16 protein-coding genes and 1 pseudogene are annotated in these 20,231 nt (G+C 51.0%); 2 read left to right on the forward strand and 15 right to left on the reverse strand.

Translation table 11 applies throughout. The features are described from left to right. Positions 1 to 165: 165 nt before the first annotated feature. The gene (locus KI215_RS08515; RefSeq protein ID WP_246512292.1) at positions 166 to 645 is read right to left on the reverse strand and encodes a hypothetical protein; all 480 of its coding nucleotides are present in this window, start codon (positions 643 to 645) and stop codon (positions 166 to 168) included. Between the two features lie 364 nt (positions 646 to 1,009). Here KI215_RS08515 and KI215_RS16310 point away from each other — a divergent pair. Next, positions 1,010 to 1,180, forward strand: a pseudogene (locus KI215_RS16310) (glutamate ligase domain-containing protein); the annotation flags it as partial. Between the two features lie 173 nt (positions 1,181 to 1,353). Here the strand turns inward: KI215_RS16310 and KI215_RS08525 are convergent. From KI215_RS08525 to KI215_RS08550, 6 genes are read right to left on the reverse strand one after another with little or no spacing between them, the layout of a single operon-like run. Next, positions 1,354 to 1,875: a glycosyltransferase family 2 protein gene (locus KI215_RS08525; protein WP_212772339.1), complete on the reverse strand. Its 522-nt coding sequence runs from the start codon at positions 1,873 to 1,875 to the stop codon at positions 1,354 to 1,356. Then, the gene (locus KI215_RS08530; RefSeq protein ID WP_212772340.1) at positions 1,876 to 2,793 is read right to left on the reverse strand and encodes a glycosyltransferase; all 918 of its coding nucleotides are present in this window, start codon (positions 2,791 to 2,793) and stop codon (positions 1,876 to 1,878) included. Between the two features lie 59 nt (positions 2,794 to 2,852). After that, positions 2,853 to 3,308 (reverse strand): dTDP-4-dehydrorhamnose 3,5-epimerase family protein, encoded by a 456-nt coding sequence (locus tag KI215_RS08535; RefSeq protein ID WP_212772341.1) that lies wholly within the window; start codon positions 3,306 to 3,308, stop codon positions 2,853 to 2,855. Beyond that, complete coding sequence (gene rfbD / locus KI215_RS08540) at positions 3,305 to 4,162, reverse strand: dTDP-4-dehydrorhamnose reductase (protein WP_212772342.1); 858 nt, start codon at positions 4,160 to 4,162, stop codon at positions 3,305 to 3,307. The genes KI215_RS08535 and rfbD overlap by 4 nt, the downstream gene beginning before the upstream one ends. Further along, positions 4,159 to 5,166 carry a dTDP-glucose 4,6-dehydratase gene (gene rfbB, locus KI215_RS08545; protein ID WP_212772343.1) on the reverse strand — a complete coding sequence of 336 codons (1,008 nt, stop codon included), beginning with the start codon at positions 5,164 to 5,166 and terminating at the stop codon, positions 4,159 to 4,161. The genes rfbD and rfbB overlap by 4 nt, the downstream gene beginning before the upstream one ends. Then, positions 5,163 to 5,906 (reverse strand): sugar phosphate nucleotidyltransferase, encoded by a 744-nt coding sequence (locus KI215_RS08550; protein ID WP_212772344.1) that lies wholly within the window; start codon positions 5,904 to 5,906, stop codon positions 5,163 to 5,165. Before KI215_RS08550 ends, rfbB begins: the two co-directional genes overlap by 4 nt. Positions 5,907 to 6,233: 327 nt before the next feature. On the opposite strand from KI215_RS08550, the gene KI215_RS08555 reads away from it, so the two are divergent. Next, the gene (locus KI215_RS08555; protein ID WP_212772345.1) at positions 6,234 to 7,682 is read left to right on the forward strand and encodes a UDP-N-acetylmuramoyl-tripeptide--D-alanyl-D-alanine ligase; all 1,449 of its coding nucleotides are present in this window, start codon (positions 6,234 to 6,236) and stop codon (positions 7,680 to 7,682) included. A 36-nt stretch (positions 7,683 to 7,718) separates the two neighbouring features. Here the strand turns inward: KI215_RS08555 and KI215_RS08560 are convergent, their stop codons facing one another. The 8 genes from KI215_RS08560 to KI215_RS08595 all read right to left on the reverse strand — a co-directional run bounded on the left by KI215_RS08560 (position 7,719) and on the right by KI215_RS08595 (position 19,941). Next, positions 7,719 to 8,837, reverse strand: coding sequence for a Ger(x)C family spore germination protein (locus tag KI215_RS08560; RefSeq protein ID WP_212772346.1), 1,119 nt, complete (start codon positions 8,835 to 8,837; stop codon positions 7,719 to 7,721). Next, entirely contained in the window at positions 8,834 to 9,931 is a 1,098-nt protein-coding gene (locus KI215_RS08565; RefSeq protein ID WP_212772347.1) for a GerAB/ArcD/ProY family transporter, read from the reverse strand. Before KI215_RS08565 ends, KI215_RS08560 begins: the two co-directional genes overlap by 4 nt. Next, positions 9,912 to 11,444 (reverse strand): spore germination protein, encoded by a 1,533-nt coding sequence (locus KI215_RS08570; RefSeq protein WP_212772348.1) that lies wholly within the window; start codon positions 11,442 to 11,444, stop codon positions 9,912 to 9,914. Before KI215_RS08570 ends, KI215_RS08565 begins: the two co-directional genes overlap by 20 nt. Positions 11,445 to 11,853: 409 nt before the next feature. Beyond that, a complete protein-coding gene (locus KI215_RS08575) occupies positions 11,854 to 13,032 on the reverse strand; it encodes a mannitol-1-phosphate 5-dehydrogenase (protein WP_212772349.1) in 1,179 nt (392 codons plus the stop codon). A 1-nt stretch (position 13,033) separates the two neighbouring features. After that, the gene (locus KI215_RS08580) at positions 13,034 to 13,471 is read right to left on the reverse strand and encodes a PTS mannitol transporter subunit IIA (protein WP_212772350.1); all 438 of its coding nucleotides are present in this window, start codon (positions 13,469 to 13,471) and stop codon (positions 13,034 to 13,036) included. A 20-nt stretch (positions 13,472 to 13,491) separates the two neighbouring features. After that, positions 13,492 to 15,639, reverse strand: coding sequence for a BglG family transcription antiterminator (locus KI215_RS08585; RefSeq protein ID WP_212772351.1), 2,148 nt, complete (start codon positions 15,637 to 15,639; stop codon positions 13,492 to 13,494). Positions 15,640 to 15,693: 54 nt separating this feature from the next. Continuing rightward, positions 15,694 to 17,157 carry a PTS mannitol transporter subunit IIBC gene (locus KI215_RS08590; protein ID WP_212772352.1) on the reverse strand — a complete coding sequence of 488 codons (1,464 nt, stop codon included), beginning with the start codon at positions 17,155 to 17,157 and terminating at the stop codon, positions 15,694 to 15,696. A gap of 237 nt (positions 17,158 to 17,394) precedes the next feature. After that, complete coding sequence (locus tag KI215_RS08595) at positions 17,395 to 19,941, reverse strand: beta-mannosidase (protein ID WP_212772353.1); 2,547 nt, start codon at positions 19,939 to 19,941, stop codon at positions 17,395 to 17,397. Between the last annotated feature and the right edge of the window lie 290 nt (positions 19,942 to 20,231).

Raw genomic sequence — 20,231 nt, forward strand, 5'->3', positions numbered from 1 at the left:
ACCCCCTCGCTTTACAATCATGTCGAGGGTCCGGGCGGCCTTCGGCGCGAACTGGGCCTCTACGGGATCTGGCGATGGGTGACCGTTTTCCGATTGCAGGATCGGGGGCGGAAATGGTCCCCCGCCCCCGATTATCATTTTCTATTTGAATTTGACGGTGATCGGTTACGCTTTTGTTCGCTGTTTCCTTGGTCCCCATGGTTTAAATATGGAGATGACAAGCATCGCCGCCAAGGAAATGATTTGCAGGATGATCCCAATCCAAAGCTGAAAATTATTCACGGTAAAGGTCGGATTTTGCAGTGCATTCAAGCCTTCAGTCGATGTTAAAGAGGCGGCTTTTAAAGTCCAGAAATACATGCCCACTACGCCCAGTCCGATCGACAGAATGGTTAATAACTCTTTGACAATAATCCATCGGAAACGAAATAATCCCCAATTTGTCAATACAGAAAGAAGAATACCCGTTACCACTGTGCCGATGGTAGAAGCTCTGACACTCGTTTTAGCCAGCATGTGCATACTCGTATAACAAGCTTTTAACACATTTCCATCACCCGTTGTTGCCGCAATGATGCTGAGAACCAGAAATCCCACCGTCACACCTAAAGACCGTTTCCAGTTGTTGGCGGTATCGTTCCGCACCAAAAAAGCGTTCGATCTTCTTGCGATTTTGTTTGCCTACGTTATCGCACCAAGCGGGGTGGTCTAGCAATCGGATCACCTTTTGCGTCAGCCCGGCCACATCCTCCTTGGGAACAAGAAGGACTCATTGTGTGTTTGGACCATCATTTCCCGTAATCCGCCGGAATCAAATGCAACAACCGGTTTTCCGAAAACCATCCCCTCCTTGCCGAAAAGGCCGCAGTGCCGTTTGCGATAAACCGAGGATCCAGTCGGCATAGGTGTTGACGATGTTGATGCTGGACCTCGTCGAGTTGCTTTGCGGAATCACTTCCTGGATGTTCCATACCACTGGAATTCCCCATTCTTTCCCTGCCATCCGTATATGCGGCTGCAGCGGCTACGGGGCATCCGGGACTACCTGCTGATCAACGATGCGTACAATGCCAATTCGAACGCCATGATCGCGGTATTGCGCGTACTGAAGGAGATCGGTGGGAGTCGACCCACCGTGGCCGTATTGGGGAACATGTCTGAGCTGGGCATATTGAGTGTATCCCAGAGAGTGAGCCAAGCCGTCGCTGCCCTGAAGCCCAACCGCCTGATCACCATCGGACGTATCTCCCGCGATGACGCATCGATAACCGGCCAGTCGCGCTCGATAGCAATAATCGTCATCTTCATATGTGCCCACACCGAACCGTTCATCCAACAACCCGATTCGCTCTGTCAACCTGGTAAGAAACGCCAAGCAAAAACCGGACAATCGCAGGGAGGTTCGCCATTTGGCCGGATTGCTTCTGTGATGAAATTTCCGGAAAACGCATGCATCGCTTTGGCTGTGGGAAACCGGATGCGTACCTTTTGTTCCGGGATGACCCGGTTGGACAACGGACCAACCAAACCGATTCGCGCATCGGTCCGCAAAACGGTCAATAGGTTTGCCAACCATCGATGGGAAGGTAACGTATCATTGTTGAGCAATACAATATAGGTGCCATAGGTGCCGTTGGCGGATCGGATGCCTTGATTGGCCGCGGCCGCAAAACCGCAGTTGTGATCGTTGCGGATCAGTCGAACTCCCGGCATGCGGGCCAGTGCTTCCACCGGCCCGTCTGTCGAACCGTTGTCCACGACGATGATCTCCAATGGGGATGTGGTGTACCGCCGAATGCATTGCAAACATTGGAGCGTGGTATACCGCTGGTTGCGGGAAGGGATAATGATGGTGGCAGTCGGTGTTTGTTCCACTTACGCCCCACCTTCCGTTTTCGGCATCAAATACCGCTCAGCGATCGCACGGGCATTTTTCCCGAGATCTCTGGACCATCCCGGATCCCTCAACAGTTCGGCAAGATACCGACGCCATTCGGTGCGCCAGTGTGCCAGATGCAGCACCAAGCCGTTGTGCGCATGACGGACCCATTCCCCGTGATCGCCCAGGTCAAATGTCACAACGGGCAGACCGGTTACCATCGCCTCGGCATGCATCGGGGACAGGGACCGGGCGGATGAGGATACGGTCAATAACCAATCGGCGGCGAGATACAGCGGACATCGTTTTTCAAATGGCAGCGGGCGAAACCATGTAAGCACCACCAACGATGGGTGCTGATTGCGGGAAACCGATAATTCCTTCTCCAGAAGCGAACGTTGCATTTTGGTGGCTTGGGAGACATCCACTAACAGTACGTTCCGCTTCTGCCATCTTCGCTCATGGCGCATAGCCGTCCTCACACCCCTGCCATCCTCACTCCAGCGGTGCGGAGTCTCCGCGGAGACGGCCGGATAACAAATCCGAATCGCGTGATTGGAAAGTTCATGTCGTTTCCGGTATTGGTTGCGCAGATAAATAGACGGAACGCACAAGCAGTCGCCTATTTCCTGCAACGGCAAGTGCTTCGACAGTTCCGCCGTGTAAAACACGAAATCGGCCTGTGGTTGCCGCTTGCGCAAACGCCGGATCAACCGATGATCCCACAGACGGTAAGGGACATGGATGCGAACCGGCGCGGTGTTAACCGTGTCCGGCGGTTGATCCTTTTGCAACCAATCATCCAGCGCCTTCAGCGTCACGCGCACAGCGTCCCGATCTCGACCGACGGGGGGAAATGCCGGGAGAGCATCCCGGTTCATCCACGATGCATCGGGGAGTATCCAAATCTCCATTGCAACACCTCCTTTAGGCGTGTACGCTCTATCCATCAAGCGGATACTTTGCCAACGCCCTACCGAAAACGGGTCGACCAATCAAATCCGATGTCAGGATCGTTCCAGGGTAAACGCTCCTCATCCGGTCGTTCCCGATTGTAAGTATGGGTCGTCAAATACACGATCACCGCCGGTCGGATTCCCAGCAAGCGGTAGCCGTGGGCCACGCCTTTGGGGATCAACAGGACGGAAGGATTCTCCTCTCCCATGTAATAGACATCCGTCTCCCGATAGGTAGAAGACGATTCTCGAAGATCATGCAGCACCACCTGGGCATTGCCTGAGACGAAATACCACAAGTCGTCCTGCTCTCGATGGTAGTGAAACGCCTTGATCACCCCCGGATAGGACATCGACACCGACATTTGCCCGAACCGGCGTAACAAATGCTGGTCTTCCCGCACGATCTCCATAAACGTGCCGCGGTCATCGCAATATTTTTCCAGCTTTTGAAAAACCACACCGTCGATCATGCCTCTTCCCCCTCCTTGCGATCCCGGAAATAAGCCGCCAATCCCTCTCGCCAATGTGGCATAAGCGGAAGCCCCAGTTTGAGAATGCGTTCGGAGTGCAAAACGGACACCGCGGGACGGGGAGCGGGACGACCCAATGATGCGGTTGAGATGGGATGCAGGTTAATGTCGGTATACCCGGCGTGTTGCAGGATCGCTGCAGCCAGCTGGTACCAGGTGCAGGAACCCGTATGAGCTGTGTGGAAGATCCCTTGCGCCTGTAAGCGGATCAGCCGCTCGATCATTTGGGCCAAATGTCTTGTGTAGGTCGGACAGCCCCGTTGGTCGTTCACCACATGAAGCGGTCCACCCTCCTTTGCTTTGGAGAGAATGGCGGACACGAAGTTGCGCCCATGCATTCCGTACAACCAGGAGGTGCGCAGGATCATGTGCCGGGGACAACATCTTTGCACCCACCGTTCACCCAACCGTTTGGTGCGACCATATACATTGATGGGACGGGGACGATCCATTTCCGTGTATCCGTCCTTTTTCGTGCCGTCAAACACATAATCCGTACTGATATACACCAGACGAGCTCCCAGGATGCCGCAAGCGGATGCCAGCTGCCTCGTGGCTCGTCCGTTGACCCGATGCGCCTCCACCGTATCAGTCTGACTGCGGTCCACATCGGTATAGGCCGCACAATGAACCACGATATCCGGCCGGGTACTCGTGAGGATTTTCCAGGTAACGGCCTCATCGGTCACATCCCATTGTGCGCGGTTGTATCCCTTCACCTCATGCTGTGCTCTCAATACACGGACCACATCACGCCCCAATTGTCCGCCCGCACCCGTTACCAGGATGTTCATCGCCACTCCCCTCCTTCCATCGGACGGCGATATGCCTTGGAACGGACAGCTTCCCACCAATCCTGCCGTCTGCGGTACCAATCAACTGTCTCTTTGAGCCCCCGATCAAACGGGATCATCGGCTGCCATCCCAGCTCCTCACGGGTTTTTGACGTATCCAGCGAATAGCGGGTATCGTGTCCGGGTCGGTCGTTCACATGTTGGATCAAGGAATAAGGTTTACGGAGCAGGGTACAGATCTGTCTGGCCACCTCCAGATTGGTGATGGTGTGTTCGGCGCCAATGTGATACACCTTCCCTGCTTTTCCGTACCGCCTGACCCGATCGATGGCCACACAGTGATCCCACACATGAATCCAGTCGCGTTCTTGGGAACCGTCGCCGTAAATCGGGAGCGGTCGGTTCTCAAGGGCGTATAGGATCAAGCACGGGATCAGTTTCTCGGGATGCTGGTTGGGGCCGTAATTGTTGGTGCAACGTGTGATGACCACCGGCAATCCATGAGTGTTCACATAAGACTGACACAGGAGATCGGATGAGGCCTTGGTGGCGGAATACGGGTTGCTGGGAACAAGCGGGGAATGTTCATGTGCCCGTCCTGTAGGGAAACTGCCATACACCTCGTCAGTGGAAATGTGCACCATTTTTTCAACCCCGGCCTTTCTGACCGCTTCCAACAGGTGGTACGTACCGATGATATTGGACCGGATAAACACCTCCGCTCCTTCGATGCTGCGATCAACATGCGATTCTGCAGCAAAATGAATCACTTCGTCGATTTTGCGCTGAAACAGCCACTCCACCGCCGCTTGGTCTGCCAAATCCACATGAACGAACCGGTAACGGGGATGATTCGCAACCTCCGCCAAATTGAGCAAGTTGGCAGAGTAACGTAATGCATCGGCGTTGATCACTTCCACATCCGGGTGATACTGGATCAGATAACGGACATAATGACTCCCGATAAACCCAGCTCCTCCAGTCACCAATATGGTTCGACTCATGTTCCGTCCCCCTTGGACCAAGTATCCAACTGGATTGCTTGGGACAGTTGGTTGGCTCTCAAAAGTGATGCGGGCATACCAGCGTCGGTCCACCATCCGCACAGGATGTCGTACGTGAGGATACTGTGTTGGATGTAGAGGTTGTTCACATCCGTGATTTCCAATTCTCCTCGGGCGGAAGGGGACAAACCCCGGATGAAGTCGAATACCTGAGCATCATACAGGTAAATACCTGTCACACAATAAGGGCTTTTGGGAACACGCGGCTTCTCCTCGATGGACATAATGCGCTCCCCGCTCAGCTCGGCCACACCAAACCTCTCCGGGTGGGCCAATTCTTTGAGCAGCAGTTTGGCTCCTGCTGGTTGGTGTTCGAAAGCGCGAACATAAGGGGACAAATCGTCTTCGAAAATGTTGTCCGCCAAAAGGACCAGCATCTGATCCCCATCGACGAATTCTTCGGCCATCCCCAGCGCTTGTGCGATTCCACCGGGTCGATCCTGCACCTTGTATATGAACTGTCCCCCCCATTCGGTACCGCTGCCCAACAGGCGCACCACATCCCCCATGTGCTCAACAACCGTCACGATCAACAAATCACGGATGCCACACTGGACCATTTTGGAGATCGGATGATAGATCATCGGATATTGTCCGACCGGCAGCAGGTGCTTGTTTGTTACCTTGGTCAACGGAAACAAACAGGAACCCGTACCGCCTGCCAACACAATTCCTTTCATGCCATTCCATCCCTCCCCGGATCGTGATCACCACGAACACCTGCTTTCTCTCTCCCATGGTATTCGCTCAAAAGGTGCCCGGTACAGGCAAAAGCCCAATTGTGTCCATCATTTCCGCCTGGTGTGAAAAATGGGTATCTGCTGTTCGCCAATCGTCCGGACGGGAATAAAATATAGAGCACTCAGTAGGGTGGAAACGATTCAGCCAGGGCGTGTCTGTTGAATCCTGGAGGCGAAGCGTACTTTGCCCGCGGCCAGCGCCCTCGGTTCGAAGCGGCCTTGGGTTGCTTCTTTTAAGGGACGCAGGTTGAGTGAGCCGGGAAGGCGGTGCGGTCGATTTGGAAAGACACGCGCCTATCCGTAGAACACCGTCCCCAAGGGGAGGGATTAACGACGAAATCGATTACGTTGGGTCAATTGCTGAACATCGTCGGCGGCACGCTGGTTCGCGGTAAGAAAACTCTGTTGTTGTCTTCGGCCAATTACGGTAAACACAAATATCTTCGTACCAAGCACCTGTATTTCTTTTCAACCAAAAAATCGTGGACCGACCAATTGGACGCGATTCGCCGAGTCGGCCCCAGAGCTGTGGTCATTCCCTCATCGGTATCCGCAACTTCCATTCCTCTGTCTTCCGCTGTTGTCAGGGTAAAAGACCCATATCTGGCCTTTTGGCGGTTGGCAATGTGGAACTGGAAGCAAGTAGCCGTCAAAGTGATCGGTATTACCGGAAGTGCGGGCAAATCCACCACCACGGAAATGGTGACTGCCATCTTGTCGCAGAAGAAATCACTCGTCAAAACGATGAACAATCTCAACACTTTTACGTATCTCCCCTCCTATTTGACCCGCCTTTCCCCAAAAGATGAATACCTGGTACTGGAAATGGGCATGAAATCGCTCAACAACATCGCCCGGCAATGCCGCATTGTTCGTCCCGATATCGGTGTCGTCACCAATGTGGGGGAAGCACACGTGGGCAGTTTGGGGAGTCTCGACACCATCGTTCGTGCCAAACAAGAACTGATCGACGGCATGAATTCCCAGGGAATCCTGTGGCTTAATGCCGATAACGAACGTTCACGCAAACTGAGCACACGAAACTATTCAGGAAAAGTGTACATGTTCGGTATCAACAACCCCGCCCACATCCGGGCCAAAAACATCGAGCAACGCACCAACGGCATTGTCTTCACTGCTTGTTTCGGAGGGAGAAGCGTTCCTATCTTCATTCCGACGATCGGTAAACATAACGTATACAACGCACTGGCGGCGATCGGGATCGCCATATCTCTCGGCATTTCCATCGAGCAGATCCGCAAAGGACTGGCGCTGTTTAAACCACCCCGAATGCGCATGCAAATACTGAAGGGAGCGCGAGACCGATGGTTGATCAATGATGCTTGGAATGCCAATCCTTCGGCGATGGTATCCGGATTGAAATCGTTTTGTGAATGGGGAAAAAGCCGGCCGCATGTCGCGGTGCTGGGGAATATGTTGGAACTGGGGCATTTGACCCGATCCGCCCATCAGCAAGTCGGACGGGTCGTGGCTCATCTTCCTTTGACTCAGCTGATCACAGTGGGGAATTACGGCAGGATCATCTCCCAATCCGCCATTGATAAAGGGATGGACCCCAAACGAGTGTTCCATTATCACTCGACTGCTTCGCTGTTTCGCCATCTGAAACAATTGCCCGCCGGTGCCGTCGTCTACTTCAAAGCGTCCAGAAAGATGCACTTGGAAAAAGTCATTCGGAAGATGAAGTCTGGTTGATACAAAAAAGCACACCCGCCCAAACGGGTGTGCTTTTCAATTCAAAATTCCGCTCCCGGTGACCTCCACCTGAACACGCGGGTGAAAACGCACCTTGCGGTAATCCGTCTTCCAATGTAGTTGCTTCCACGTATCATGGTGAAACGCAATCAACTGCCGACCCACACCGAACACGTCGCAATTGGCCCGTTGCATCTTTTGAATGACTTGCTGTGAACGGGCGGTAAGAATAGCGGATAACTGTTTGTTCAATCTTTGGACAACGGTTTTTTGCGACAGTTCGCCCAATGGGTATTCCACGGCCGACACGGTTAGCTTCATGGGAAAATCCACATCGATCCGGTTTCCCGGTTTGACTGTCACCTTCATTTTAGGTTCGGCCTTTTTGACCTCAAACGTGATGTAATTGGCCAACTGAGGGTTCTGTTTTTGATCCACCGGTATCGTCAACCTGGCCAATTTGGCTTTTCGACCAGCCATCAATAACATCAACGTCGATTCCTGACGGTTTAGCTTTCCCGTCATATGGTGGCCGTGGAACAATGCCGAGCCTGTCACCTTCACGTTTTTCTCCACCTTTTTGACTATAGGGAGCGTGAAATCCTGTCCGTGATCCCACATCACGGGGGCGATCGAATTGACATTCTCTTTCGGAACGACGGTCATTTGCTCTTCGCTCGAGATCATTTCATTCACAGTTTCTCCGATAAAGGTGACTCCCACTTTATTTAACTGAAGTATCTCACCGGCTTTTCCCTCCGCAACGCAGACCCGCGCATTCAAAGCGCTTTTGGGATCTCGGTACAACACGTCCATGAAAGGGAAGATATTTTTCTTGGCAACACTTTCCCCCAAAACATGCACACGGATTTTGTATGCACTGAGTTTCCCCGCAACCATTGATTGAATCATGTCACGGCTCTCCCGCGTGGTACGAGCGACCGATTTCATAACCGTATTGTGTTGCTGGGCTCCACCCCCGGATTCGATCACATCGCGTATCGTAACTGTGAACATCAATTTCCCGTCGGGCATCAAATCAAAACCGGTAGCGTAGATCAACCGGGCATCTTTAATGAATTCCATATCCCAACAACCGGGAAGAATCAACAGCAAAACAATCAACAACACGATGGTGTTCCGCCGCTTATTCATGCCGTCTTCCCCTTTTCCCGTTTTCGAAAGACCAAGGAAATCAATAAGAACAGCACAGGCAACCCGTAGACAAAGGCATAACTTGCCCAGGACGCGATTTGGGTAAGGAGTTCGATATCATCCGGCTTTTGAGGGATCAGCGCCAGGATGTAACTGATGATTGCCGTATAATAAACGGCCATGCGGTGTTTGCCGCGATGAAAATAATAACCAAAACCTTTGGAGGCTAAAAACAAATAATTCATGTACGACGTGGCTACTATCACAACCCAGATAGACAAAAAAAGCAAATCCAACCGTTCCACCACCCTGTATGAAAAGGATTTCAGCATATACGGGATGGGTTCTGGAATCATCGCCAATTCCATGGGACTGAACACGATAATTGCGATAAATACCAGAAGACTGTATAACAAAGTGGTAAATGCATTGCCCGCGGAAGCCGCTTTCAACTTTCCGTCCGCTTTTCCCTCCACGAAAGGATAAACAACCAACAGCAACTCAAATCCCAGCAGAGAAACACTCACTTTGTTGGCACCGAGAAAAATTTTTCCCCAACCCGCTTCGGTAATTGGGAAGATGTAAGTGAAGTTGGCGATGGTAAAAGCATTCAACGCGATCAACACAATAAACACAATCAAGACGGAGACTAAGACATAAAACCGTGTGATCGTCCGCAAACTTTCGATGACCAAATACACGCTGGTAAACACGATGAGGGATAGCGTCGCCCACCTTGGTGTCAAGGAGAAAATCCATTTTTGAATTAAGCTCTCGAATAACACGAGTATTAACGTGGCCATCAAAATGAAGAAAAAAATATAGGCGAAATTGAAGAAACCGCCGATCCACTTCCCGAAAATCTTGGGCAAATACTCAAACATCGTCAGATTGGGAAACCGCCTGCACAAGGCCCACATGATCAATATGGTCAACTGAACAACAACCCCACCGATCAATACGGAAATCCAAGCACCACCTTTGGCCACAGCGTGCACGTCATGGGGCAACGACAAAATGCCGACTCCGATTTGAGCCTGGATGATGTAAAAAAATAATTGTCCTTGGGTAATCCTACTGCTTTCCTTGATCATCCTTTTTCCACCTTCTGGAGCTGTCGTCTTCCCGTTTCATCCGTTGCGGGTGCGGATCATGCGGCCGTTGGTTCATCTTCCAAATAGGCATGCGCAAAATCGTGTCTTGCATATCCTTCAAACGCATGGGAGCGACCGGAGAAAAATAAGGCGTGCCAAACGACACCAGTTTGGTGAGATGGATTAAAACCGCCATCGTCCCGAAAACGATCCCAACAAACCCGAACATTGACGCTGCGATCATCATTGGAAATCGAAGGATCCTTATGGACGTGCTCATTTCGTTGGACGGTACCACAAAAGACGAAATGGCGGTCAGCGCCACGACAATGACCATAGTGTAGGAAACCAATCCCGCACGAACAACGGCGTCCCCCATCACCAAACCACCCACGATACCGATCGTCTGACCGACGGGACTTGGCAGGCGAATCCCCGCTTCGCGAATCAGCTCCAGTGACAACTCCATCAAAAGCGCTTCCAATATGGGTGGATACGGGACTCTGTCCAATGTCGCTTTGAGTGTGTACACCAGGTCCACCGGCAACACTTCCGCGTGAAACGAAACCACCGCGATATAGATCGCCGGTAATTGAAATGCTACCAAAAAACTGGCAAAGCGGATCATCCGCACAAACGATCCAACCCACCACCGGCTGTGGAAATCATCAGGTGATTGGTAAAACGCGAACAATGTCACGGGCATGATCAGCGCTGTTGGGTCCCCCTCGGACAACAGCACCACACGCCCTTCCATCAAATGAGCCATGGCCCGGTCGGGACGTTCCGTGTTCAAGCTTTGCGGAAACGGAGACCACGGATCATCTTCCATGAATTCCTGGATATATCCCGGGTTCAATATGGTGTCGGTGGAGATCGAGCGGATTCGTTTATCCACTTCTTTGATCAAATCAGGGTTGACCAAGTTTTCCATATAAACGATCGCGATTTTTGTTTTCGTTTCTTTTCCGACGTTGTAGTATCGTACGACGAGATGGCGATTTTCGATCCGCGTGCGCAGCTGATACAAATTGACCGTTAAATTCTCGACAAATCCATTATGCGGACCGCGTACCACCCGTTCGTTGTCCGGCTCCTTCATATCGCGCTTGTGTAAGCTACGGGTATCCATCACATAACAAACCGCATCACCCTCCATGATCATGACGGTTTGTCCTTGTACCAGCTTGTCGACGGCGGTCCTCAAATCTTCTTGTTTTTCGACATGTGCGGAAGTGATTACATCCTGAACATCTCCTTCCTTTTCACGAACGATCGGGAAGAGTATCTCTTTTTCGATGCGGTCCGTATCGGCCAATGATTCCAAATACAAAATCATCATCTGTTTTCCTTGAAACGTGATGGTCCGATGCCTCAGATCGTTGGTATGAAACAACATCTCTTGAATAAATCTGAGGTTCTCCTCCAGCATTGGAAAGACGGGTTGCTTTTCCCGTTTCGGTAACTGTTTCTTACGACGTCTTCTGTTTTTGCCCGACCGAAAAAAAAGCATCGTCTGTCCCTCCTCGGCTATTCTTTTTCAGCGTGCCCAATCGTTCCAAAAACATGCAATCAAACCTGATTTCAGTGGTTGATTCCATCTTCTGGACAGATGGAATGTTTTCTCCGTTTCGGATGTTTGTGTTGCAAACTTGTTTATGTAATAGATGATATCCAAAAAAACAGGCTGTTACCTCACTGGATTAACGTGAGGTAACAGCCTTTCAGTCATCTCTGTCAGGGCGTTCCCGGTATAAGCGCAAGGAAGCAGATGCCTTAGCCCGGCCGAGCGAAGACCAGGTAAGCGGATTTCTTCTAAGCGAAGCGCCTTTGTTCGCGTCATGTCCTCCGGGTCGGCCAGGTGAGCGACATCTGGACAGTCATGTTCCCATGCAAACGAATAAGCTTCATACCCTTTCGGCTCAATGGGTGTGTGAACGACAAGAAGCTAGAACTTCCTTTAACCGGCGTCTCTGTTCTAAGACCAGCTGCACAAGTTCCTCATCCCGAGAAAGTCCCGCGTATTCACAAAGCGCACCATCGATTCCTGTACGGGCGATCGTCTGCTGCAAGCGCACCGCCTCTTCGTCACCTTCATAGTTGTAAGCGAGGGCGGCAGCAATGCCGAGCGCCAGGTTCTCCGGTTTTTTCCCCTGAGCAAGCAGCTGGCGTGCAGGACCGACCAAACGATCGTTCGCTCCGAGTTTACGAATTGGCGAGCGAGCAACGCGCGTCACATCATCGGAGATATTCGGATTTTGGAAGCGCCCAATTATCTTAGTGATATAAGCGGCATGCGCTTCGGGGTCAAAGCCATATTTATCGATGAGTAACGATCCCGTTTCGCCGAGAGCCTTTTGCACGATCTCCCTGATATACGGATCATCGATCGCTTCTTTGATCGTGGAATACCCGCAAGCATACCCCAGGTACGCGGTGATGGCATGCCCCGTATTCACGGTGTATAATTTTCTTTCCAGATAGGGGGTTAGATCGTCTACGCAGGTCATGCCCCGCACAGCCGGCTGTTCTCCTTTGATCTTCGTGCCATCGACAATCCATTCGTGATAAGGCTCGACAGCGACGGTGAGGGGATCGTCATGCGTCTGGTTGGGAACGATACAGTCGACGGCGGCATCAGGAAAACCGAAACGTCGCGAAAACAGCTCTTTTTCTTGTTCCGTCACGTGTTTGTACACGTGTTCCCGCAGTAGAGAACTGCCGGCAATCATATTTTCGCATGCGATAATGTTCAGCGGTTTTTCCGTCTCACTGATTCTTTTTCGCAACCCTTCAGCGATGAGATCCGCGATCAGGGGCAGCACGTTTGGTCCCACGGCCGTCGTCACGAGATCAGCGCGCGCAATCGTCGCCACGACCTTTTCTCTTTCCGTCCGACTATTGATCGCCCAGACGCGCTCGATCTCTAGCTCTTCTCTCTTCTCTCCCACCTGTACGACGCGATACGACCGCTTCTGATTTAACGCTTCGACCAGCTTATCGTTTATATCGATGAAACATACTTCGTATCCGGACTGTGCCAGCAAGGCACCGATAAACCCTCTCCCGATATTGCCTGCTCCAAATTGCACGGCCAGCATCTCAGTTCACCTCGGCAAAAAACGAAAGAAGTTCTTCCTTCGTTTTAGAGTTTACTATTTTTTCCACATTTTCCGGTTCAGAACATACAATAGCAATTTTCGAAAGAATATCTAAATGTTCGTTATCTTTTCCGGCGATCCCGATGACAAGTTTCGCTACATTGTTCCCGCCAAAATCCACCCCTTCCGGGATTTGTACGATCGATATCCCGGAAGCTTTCACCGCCTTTTTCGCATCTTCCGTGCCGTGGGGAATCGCCACGTGATTGCCGATATATGTGGACGTCAGCGCTTCCCGTTCCAGCATCTTCTCGATATATGCTTCCTCAACAAAACCATTGTCCACCAGCAATTGGCCGGCAAGTCTAATCGCGCTTTCCTTGTCATCCACCCTTGCGTTCAGGATGATCGTATCTTCGGAAAGGACTGGTTTCGTCATCGTTTGTTTTCTCCCAAAAATCATCCTTCTTCTCCTCTCTTCTCGAATTGATCCCTTAAAAACTGTTGAAATCTTTCACTGAGGTACGAGGCGATCGCTTCTTGGTCTTGCGACTCGAATAATGCGATGCTCTCTTCGCTTTCGATGATCAACGCACTGATGTGACTCAACACTTCCAACGCTTTTTTCGACGTTTTTTCCGGTGCGAGCATGAGCAATAGATTTTTTGTCCACGTCTCTGTATCATCCATTGCCCGGACGGCCAGAGGAGTCGTCCATCCCCAGATCGTAAAAGACGGCTTGTGCACATACGGGCTTCTTGCATGGAACAAAGCCAGGGAAGAACCCGGAATACCGAGTCCCCTCATCCTTTGTCGTTCCAGCAAAGCTTCGGCCACGGCCTCCGGGTGCTCGATGATTCCCTGTTGCTGCAACTCACAACAGGCGCTCCGCAGAACCTCCTCGATGTTATGCGGATTCTCACAGATCGTCAGCCGAAAGCCTTCCAGGACGATGCTAATGGTTCCGGAATATTCATGAATGTCCTGGAAAGGAATGTGATATTTCCGATTCCCCTCGCCTGCCCCCCCGTTAGACGCTTTCTCTGCACGAACGGAAGTCTTGTGGATCGATGTATTGTTTTTGCACCGTTCCGTCCGTTTGTTTTCAATCCAAGCACGGATGTTTTTCACATCGTTCTCCGTCAGAATCGGGTTGACCAAGACATACTCCTTTGCAAAACCCTCCAAGGGGATCGTAGAAATGATAACGTCATAATCGTCCAAGTTGATGGATGTCAAGTCAAAGACGGACGCGTAGTGCAACCGCTTGATTTCCGGAAGCTCCTTTTTGATCCTTGTCGCCAGCATCTTCGAAGAGCCGATGCCACTGGAACAGAGGATCAAAGCGTGAGTTTCCTTCAGTTCGTTCAGTCGTTCAAGGCTGGCAGCGAAATGCAATACGAGATATCCGATCTCCGCTTCTGGGATGGACAAAGCAGGGAAAATTTCTTTCACACCCGCACTGACGATCGCGAACAATTCACCGTAATCCTGCTTGATTTTTTCCAGCAGCGGGTTGTAAATACCCAACTGCTTCTTAACCCGATAAATCGCCGGCTGCAGATGGGTGACCAATCCTTGGAATAAGGATGGATCAGACTGCAAGTCGACATTTGTTCGTTTGCTCACGTATTCGATCAGGTCCCGGGCTCGCAAAGCGTGGAGAAAATTGACTTCTTCCAGATCAAGATCCAGAACGTTTCTCAGTTTCGCCCCTTTCAAATGCATGGCGATATAGCCAATTTCCGCTTCGGGGATCTCCAGATCCAATGCTTTGCGCAACTTGTCAATGATTCCTGACGCGACTTGATATTCTCCCGTTTTCTTCAAGGCCTCGAGAGAATGCGAGTCCATATCGATCTTCTCGTTTTTCCGCAGCCGCTCGAGAGCGAGCGCGAGGTGGACGACAAGACCGATATACGCACTGTCCGACAGGGCATACGGCAATTCGCTTCTGATTTCCTCCACCGCTTTCTCCGCGATCATGAGATTTTCTTTTTCCACGAACCCGAGCAAACGTTCGGAAACTGTTTTCACTTGCTGGGCTGATTTTCTTTGAATTTGATCGCGGAGGTAAGCCAGCAAGTCCACCTCAGTCATATTTTCCATGATCAGGCTGCTGATTGCCCGGCGTTTATCCATCTCTGAACCGGAGACTTGCACGCCGTAGCCCCGCTTTCGAATGAGCGAAAGGTGAAACGATGCCAACCAATCGTTCACTTTCGTCAAGTCGTGGCTGACCGTGGCTACCGTCACGTTTAATTCATTCGCCAAGGCGACGAGCTTGACTGGTTCTTCCGAAGCCAACAGCGAACATAAAATGATCTTCTGCCTTTCTTCTGGCGTAAACTCGGGATGCGATTCATTGTAGAGAGAAAGTTTCAGTTCTTTCTTTTTTTCGGTAGGACCGTTTATTTTGATCCCGATTCCCGTTCTTTTATTCAGCGAGAGACCGAACGTGGCTAATATGTCTTCCACATTTTTCAGATCCCGGTGAACTGTTCTTTCGCTCACCTGAACCTCAGCCGCGATCTCTTTGACCGTCATTTCTTCTTCTTGGTTGAGCAACAGTTGCAGGATTTGCCGCTCTCTCGCTGATACGTACATGACAGATCACTCCAATGGGCGGTCCCGCACGGGGACCGCTCGCAGTCTTGCTTCTCATGATGTTTGATCAGTGTTATTTTTCAAGCGTTCCACCAGTTCATCGTATTTCGGGCTGTTCAAGAAGTTTTCCACGGAAATGTGGGTTGCCTGCGGCAATTTTGCTTTCGCCCGCTCTGTCAGATCCTTGTGGGTGATCACGATGTCGGCGTCTTGCGGCAACTCATTGATCGAAGTGTTCGTTACCTCGATATCCAGACCGGCCTTCTGCATCTTATTACGCAAGATCGAAGCTCCCATCGCGCTGGAACCCATTCCCGCATCACAGGCAAAGACAACTTTTTTTACTTGCTCTTTCGCGATAGCGCCCACCAAAGCTTCGGCGGCTTTACTTTTCTTCCCTTTCCATTCTTCCATCTTCTCCGTCGCTTTCTTCAAGTCTTCCTCATTTTCGTCCCCTTTGCTCCGTTTCAGAATGAGGGAAGAGATGAGGAACGAGACGAGTGCACCGATGATAACACCCGCCAAGACACCCAGATAGTTCCCTTTCGGCGTCATCGCCAACAAGGCAAAAATACTTCCGGGTGAAGGCACGGCCACCAGACCGGCATCAAATAATGTGAAGGTGAATACTGCGCTCACACCGCCCGTGATGACGGCCAGGATCAACAAGGGTTTCATCAGGATATACGGGAAATAGATCTCGTGAATGCCCCCAAAGAAATGGATGACAACTGCTCCAGGCGCGGATTGCTTCGCCATCCCTCTGCCAAACAGCCAGTACGCGAGCAAAACGCCGAGACCCGGCCCTGGGTTCGTTTCAAGCAAAAAGAGGATCGATTTTCCCGTTTTCGCCGCTTGTTCAACCCCAAGTGGGCTCAAAATCCCGTGGTTGATCGCATTGTTCAAAAAGAGAACCTTCCCCGGTTCGATGAAAATGTTCGCCAAAGGCAAAAGTCCGGCGTTGACGATGGCTTCTACTCCGGCGGCAAGCGATTTGTTCAATGCCAGAACGATGGGTCCGATCGCTTGGTAAGCGAGAAGTGTCAAAATCCCGGCGATGATGCCGGCAGAAAAATTATTGATGAGCATTTCGAAACCGGAACGGACCTTTCCGCGGATCAGCTCGTCAAATTTTTTGATGGCAAATCCGCCGAGGGGGCCCATGATCATCGCGCCCAAGAACATGGGAATATCCGTTCCGACGATCACCCCCATCGTCGCGGTAGCACCGACGACACCGCCGCGAACATCGTAGATCATTCTTCCACCGGTGAAGCCGATCAACAAGGGCAACAGATACGTGATCATCGGACCGACGAGCTTCGCCAAATGCTCATTCGGCAACCATCCGGTGGGGATAAATAAGGCGGTGATCAATCCCCAGGCGATGAATGCACCGATATTCGGCATGATCATACCGCTCAAGTAACTGCCGAACCGCTGAACCTTCACTTTTAGCGATTTATCGTCCTCACCAGCAGAAGCCTGGGTCGGGAACGTATTTTCGTTGCTATTCATGACAATTCCCCTCCATACCACGACAAAGCATTAGTTATTGACAATTTTAAAATGAATGCTTGACCAGATTGTCTTTTCACCTTGTCTTTTCACCTGTATTTTAAAGCGCTTTCAATACCCATCGCAACAAACTCTTGATATGAATTTGTCATCTTTGTTATTGACATCTTTTAAATATGCCAGATGACAAAAGGCACGCATCTCGCGTGCCTGATCATTTGAAAGGATATCGACGTCTCAAACATACTCCGTGCGCGACGCATTCAGCGCGGAAACCCTCAACCCGTCGAAAGCCACTTTTTTCCCTTCCAGATGTCCAATCTGAATCGTCCGGGACGTTCCCGGTAACAGATCAAAATAATTGTCGCTGAACGTCAGCATTTCCCCGGGAAGCTCGATTTTGACGAAACGGGCCAGCCGTTCCGCAAAGACCGTCACACATTGCCGTTCCTCATCCGCCTCTACACGAAGCATCGTCTCCGGCAGCCCGAGTTCCTTCTGATCGCGCAAGTAATAGAAGTTGTCCGGTGCCACTCCCTTCGCTGAGCGCAAGCAAACGACCATCTGGTTTGCGGAACGACCTTGCAGAATTTCTTCCTCCGTCAACCTGGCAACCCTCACAGAAACGTTCGCAGAAACCTTAACAGGAATCTCACGGAAAAATACCGGCTTCCCGTCAAAGTCGTACACGTGCAGCAAAACGGTATCCTCCACATCTTCCAACTGATCGTTGACGACCCACACGTTCAACACTTCTCCCGGCTCGTGATCCAAAGAATACAGCACGGGATGGAAAAATTTTTTCGCGTAATAGTAAGCTGCCTTCGGCAGAAGATAATAGTCGATGACAGACCAGCTCGTCCCCGGCCAGCAATCGTTCAGTTGCCAGAACAAAGCGCCACTCGTCGAAGGTTTGTTCCTTCGGTAATGTTCAATCCCGTATTTCAACCCCTCCGCCTGAGTTAACATGGAAAAATTCAAGTACTCCTCAAGGTTGTGAGGCACATCGGTGTACCCTTCCATCAACAAGATCCCTTTTTGGTGATGGTAGTCCTTGTTGCGGTACGCCATCTCGTCGCTTCCCCAGAAAAACTTCCCTTGGGGGATATTGCGCTCCAGCGTGTAGCGGTTCGCTGCGGCATGCATGCCGAATTCGCTGACGAATTTCGCTGTATCTTTTTTGAAGTTCTTGAACGAAACGCCTTCCACACTGTAATCCACGCGCGGGATTTCCCCGAACCTGCGCGGCTCGACCTTGCCGTGCCACACTTGCCAATTGTGGCGATCCCCTTCCTCAGCAGCGTTGTGGTCATTTCCGCCGTACGGGGAGCTCGGCCAATACAGGCGCGTCGGATCGAGTTCCGCCAAAATTTGCGGGATCAGTTCATGATAAATTTTTTCCCCATAGAACGGGGTCGTAATTTCCCCCGACGACTTCATCTGTTCGTAGATCCAGTCGTTCTCGTTGTTACCGCACCAGAGGGCGACACAGGCATAGTTGCGTAACCGTTTGACGACCTGGATTACCTCTTCGCGCACGTTTGCCATGAAATTGCGGTTGAAATCGGGATACAACGCGCAGGCGAACATAAAGTCCTGCCAGACAAGGATTCCTTGGCGGTCACATTCGCGGTAAAAGACATCCTTCTCGTAGATTCCGCCACCCCACACACGCAACATATTCATATTCGCTTTTCGCGCAAGCCGGATCAAATGAACGTACCGGGAATCGGGGGCCGCACCGATAAAATTGTCCACCGGGATCCAGTTCGCCCCTTTGGCAAACAGTTCAACACCATTCAAAACGAACGTAAATCGGGCGTTTCCTTGTTCATCAGTACGCCGCACCTCAAGCATGCGGATGCCGAAATCTTGCTCATAGCGGTCGATCGCTTTACCGTCCTTGAACAAAGTCACTTCCAAGCGGTAGAGATGAGACGTTCCCAGATCGTGCGTCCACCACAATCTGGGCTCTTTCACCTCGAGGATCAGGTGAGCAGACGTTCCATTCAATCCGGTTCTTTGTACAACACGTTCATTCCGTCCCACTTCATGTACTCCCCGACCATCGTCATAAGTCAGGCTCACCTCGACCTCGAACGCACCGTGCGGTCCAAAAAAGTCCACTTCCACATCGACCGCGACAGTTGCTTCGTTTTCCCCGATCGCCAGTGTGCGCGCAAACACGCTTTCCAGCTTGGCGTAACGTTTCTTCTCCAAGCGTACGTCTTGCCAAATGCCAACGGTAACGAGACGCGGTCCCCAATCCCAGCCGAAATTCATCTGCGCTTTCCTCACCCAGATCCGTTCTTTGCTGAAGCCCGACCAAAAATCCTGTCGTTTCCCTTTCACTCGAAGGGAAACGGGATCGAACTTGACGGCGATTACGTTACGCCCCTGGCGGATCTCCCGCGTCACGTCAAATGTATGGGCGATGAACATGTTTTCCGTGCTCCCCAGTTCAATCCCGTTCAAATAGATCGTCGCGAACGTATCCAGACCCTCAAAAATCAGATACAGGCGCTCCTCTGGTTCGATTTTCTCAGCAAAGTGAAATTCGGTACGATACCACCAGACTTTCTCTTCGACCCAGCGACATTTTATGTCGTTATGACCGACGAAAGGATCGTCGATGATCTTTTTTTCGATGAGCGTCGAATGGACATCTCCGGGGACCTTGGCAGAAATCCAAAAGTGGTCGATATAATCGGGATCCGCGACCTCAAGTACATTGTCCTGCCCTGGTTCAAACCATTGAATCTTCCAGTTTTCATTGATTTTCATAGAAAGATCAGGCGGCGGAAACCCACAGCTTTAGTCGTGGGAGGAACCGCCCATCCCTCCTTTCATCCGCAGGTCTTCTGTATAGATTAACAATATAATCCATTTTCAGAATATCAGCATTCGGAATATTTGACCTTAAAATATTGTATGATATAATAATATATTGAAAAATAACTATTTTATCAACAGTGTTCCAGTAAGGAGGAATATATGACACTAAATTTATTATATAACACCTTACTACATCTATTTCACAAGAAGTCCATGGGAGTCGTACAGGTGTTGATCTG

Source organism: Polycladomyces abyssicola, from assembly GCF_018326425.1.
Lineage (GTDB): Bacteria > Bacillota > Bacilli > Thermoactinomycetales > JIR-001 > Polycladomyces > Polycladomyces abyssicola.

Coding starts and splice junctions, on each gene's coding strand:
- KI215_RS08535 (WP_212772341.1), bottom strand. CDS start 3,308: ATGATCGACGGTGTGGTTTTTCAAAAGCTGGAAAAATATTGCGATGAC.
- KI215_RS08560 (WP_212772346.1), bottom strand. CDS start 8,837: ATGAATAAGCGGCGGAACACCATCGTGTTGTTGATTGTTTTGCTGTTG.
- KI215_RS08580 (WP_212772350.1), bottom strand. CDS start 13,471: ATGACGAAACCAGTCCTTTCCGAAGATACGATCATCCTGAACGCAAGG.
- KI215_RS08550 (WP_212772344.1), bottom strand. CDS start 5,906: ATGAAAGGAATTGTGTTGGCAGGCGGTACGGGTTCCTGTTTGTTTCCG.
- KI215_RS08530 (WP_212772340.1), bottom strand. CDS start 2,793: ATGGAGATTTGGATACTCCCCGATGCATCGTGGATGAACCGGGATGCT.
- rfbB (WP_212772343.1), bottom strand. CDS start 5,166: ATGAGTCGAACCATATTGGTGACTGGAGGAGCTGGGTTTATCGGGAGT.
- KI215_RS08595 (WP_212772353.1), bottom strand. CDS start 19,941: ATGAAAATCAATGAAAACTGGAAGATTCAATGGTTTGAACCAGGGCAG.
- KI215_RS08585 (WP_212772351.1), bottom strand. CDS start 15,639: ATGTACGTATCAGCGAGAGAGCGGCAAATCCTGCAACTGTTGCTCAAC.
- KI215_RS08590 (WP_212772352.1), bottom strand. CDS start 17,157: ATGAATAGCAACGAAAATACGTTCCCGACCCAGGCTTCTGCTGGTGAG.
- KI215_RS08575 (WP_212772349.1), bottom strand. CDS start 13,032: ATGCTGGCCGTGCAATTTGGAGCAGGCAATATCGGGAGAGGGTTTATC.
- KI215_RS08565 (WP_212772347.1), bottom strand. CDS start 9,931: ATGATCAAGGAAAGCAGTAGGATTACCCAAGGACAATTATTTTTTTAC.
- rfbD (WP_212772342.1), bottom strand. CDS start 4,162: ATGAACATCCTGGTAACGGGTGCGGGCGGACAATTGGGGCGTGATGTG.
- KI215_RS08570 (WP_212772348.1), bottom strand. CDS start 11,444: ATGCTTTTTTTTCGGTCGGGCAAAAACAGAAGACGTCGTAAGAAACAG.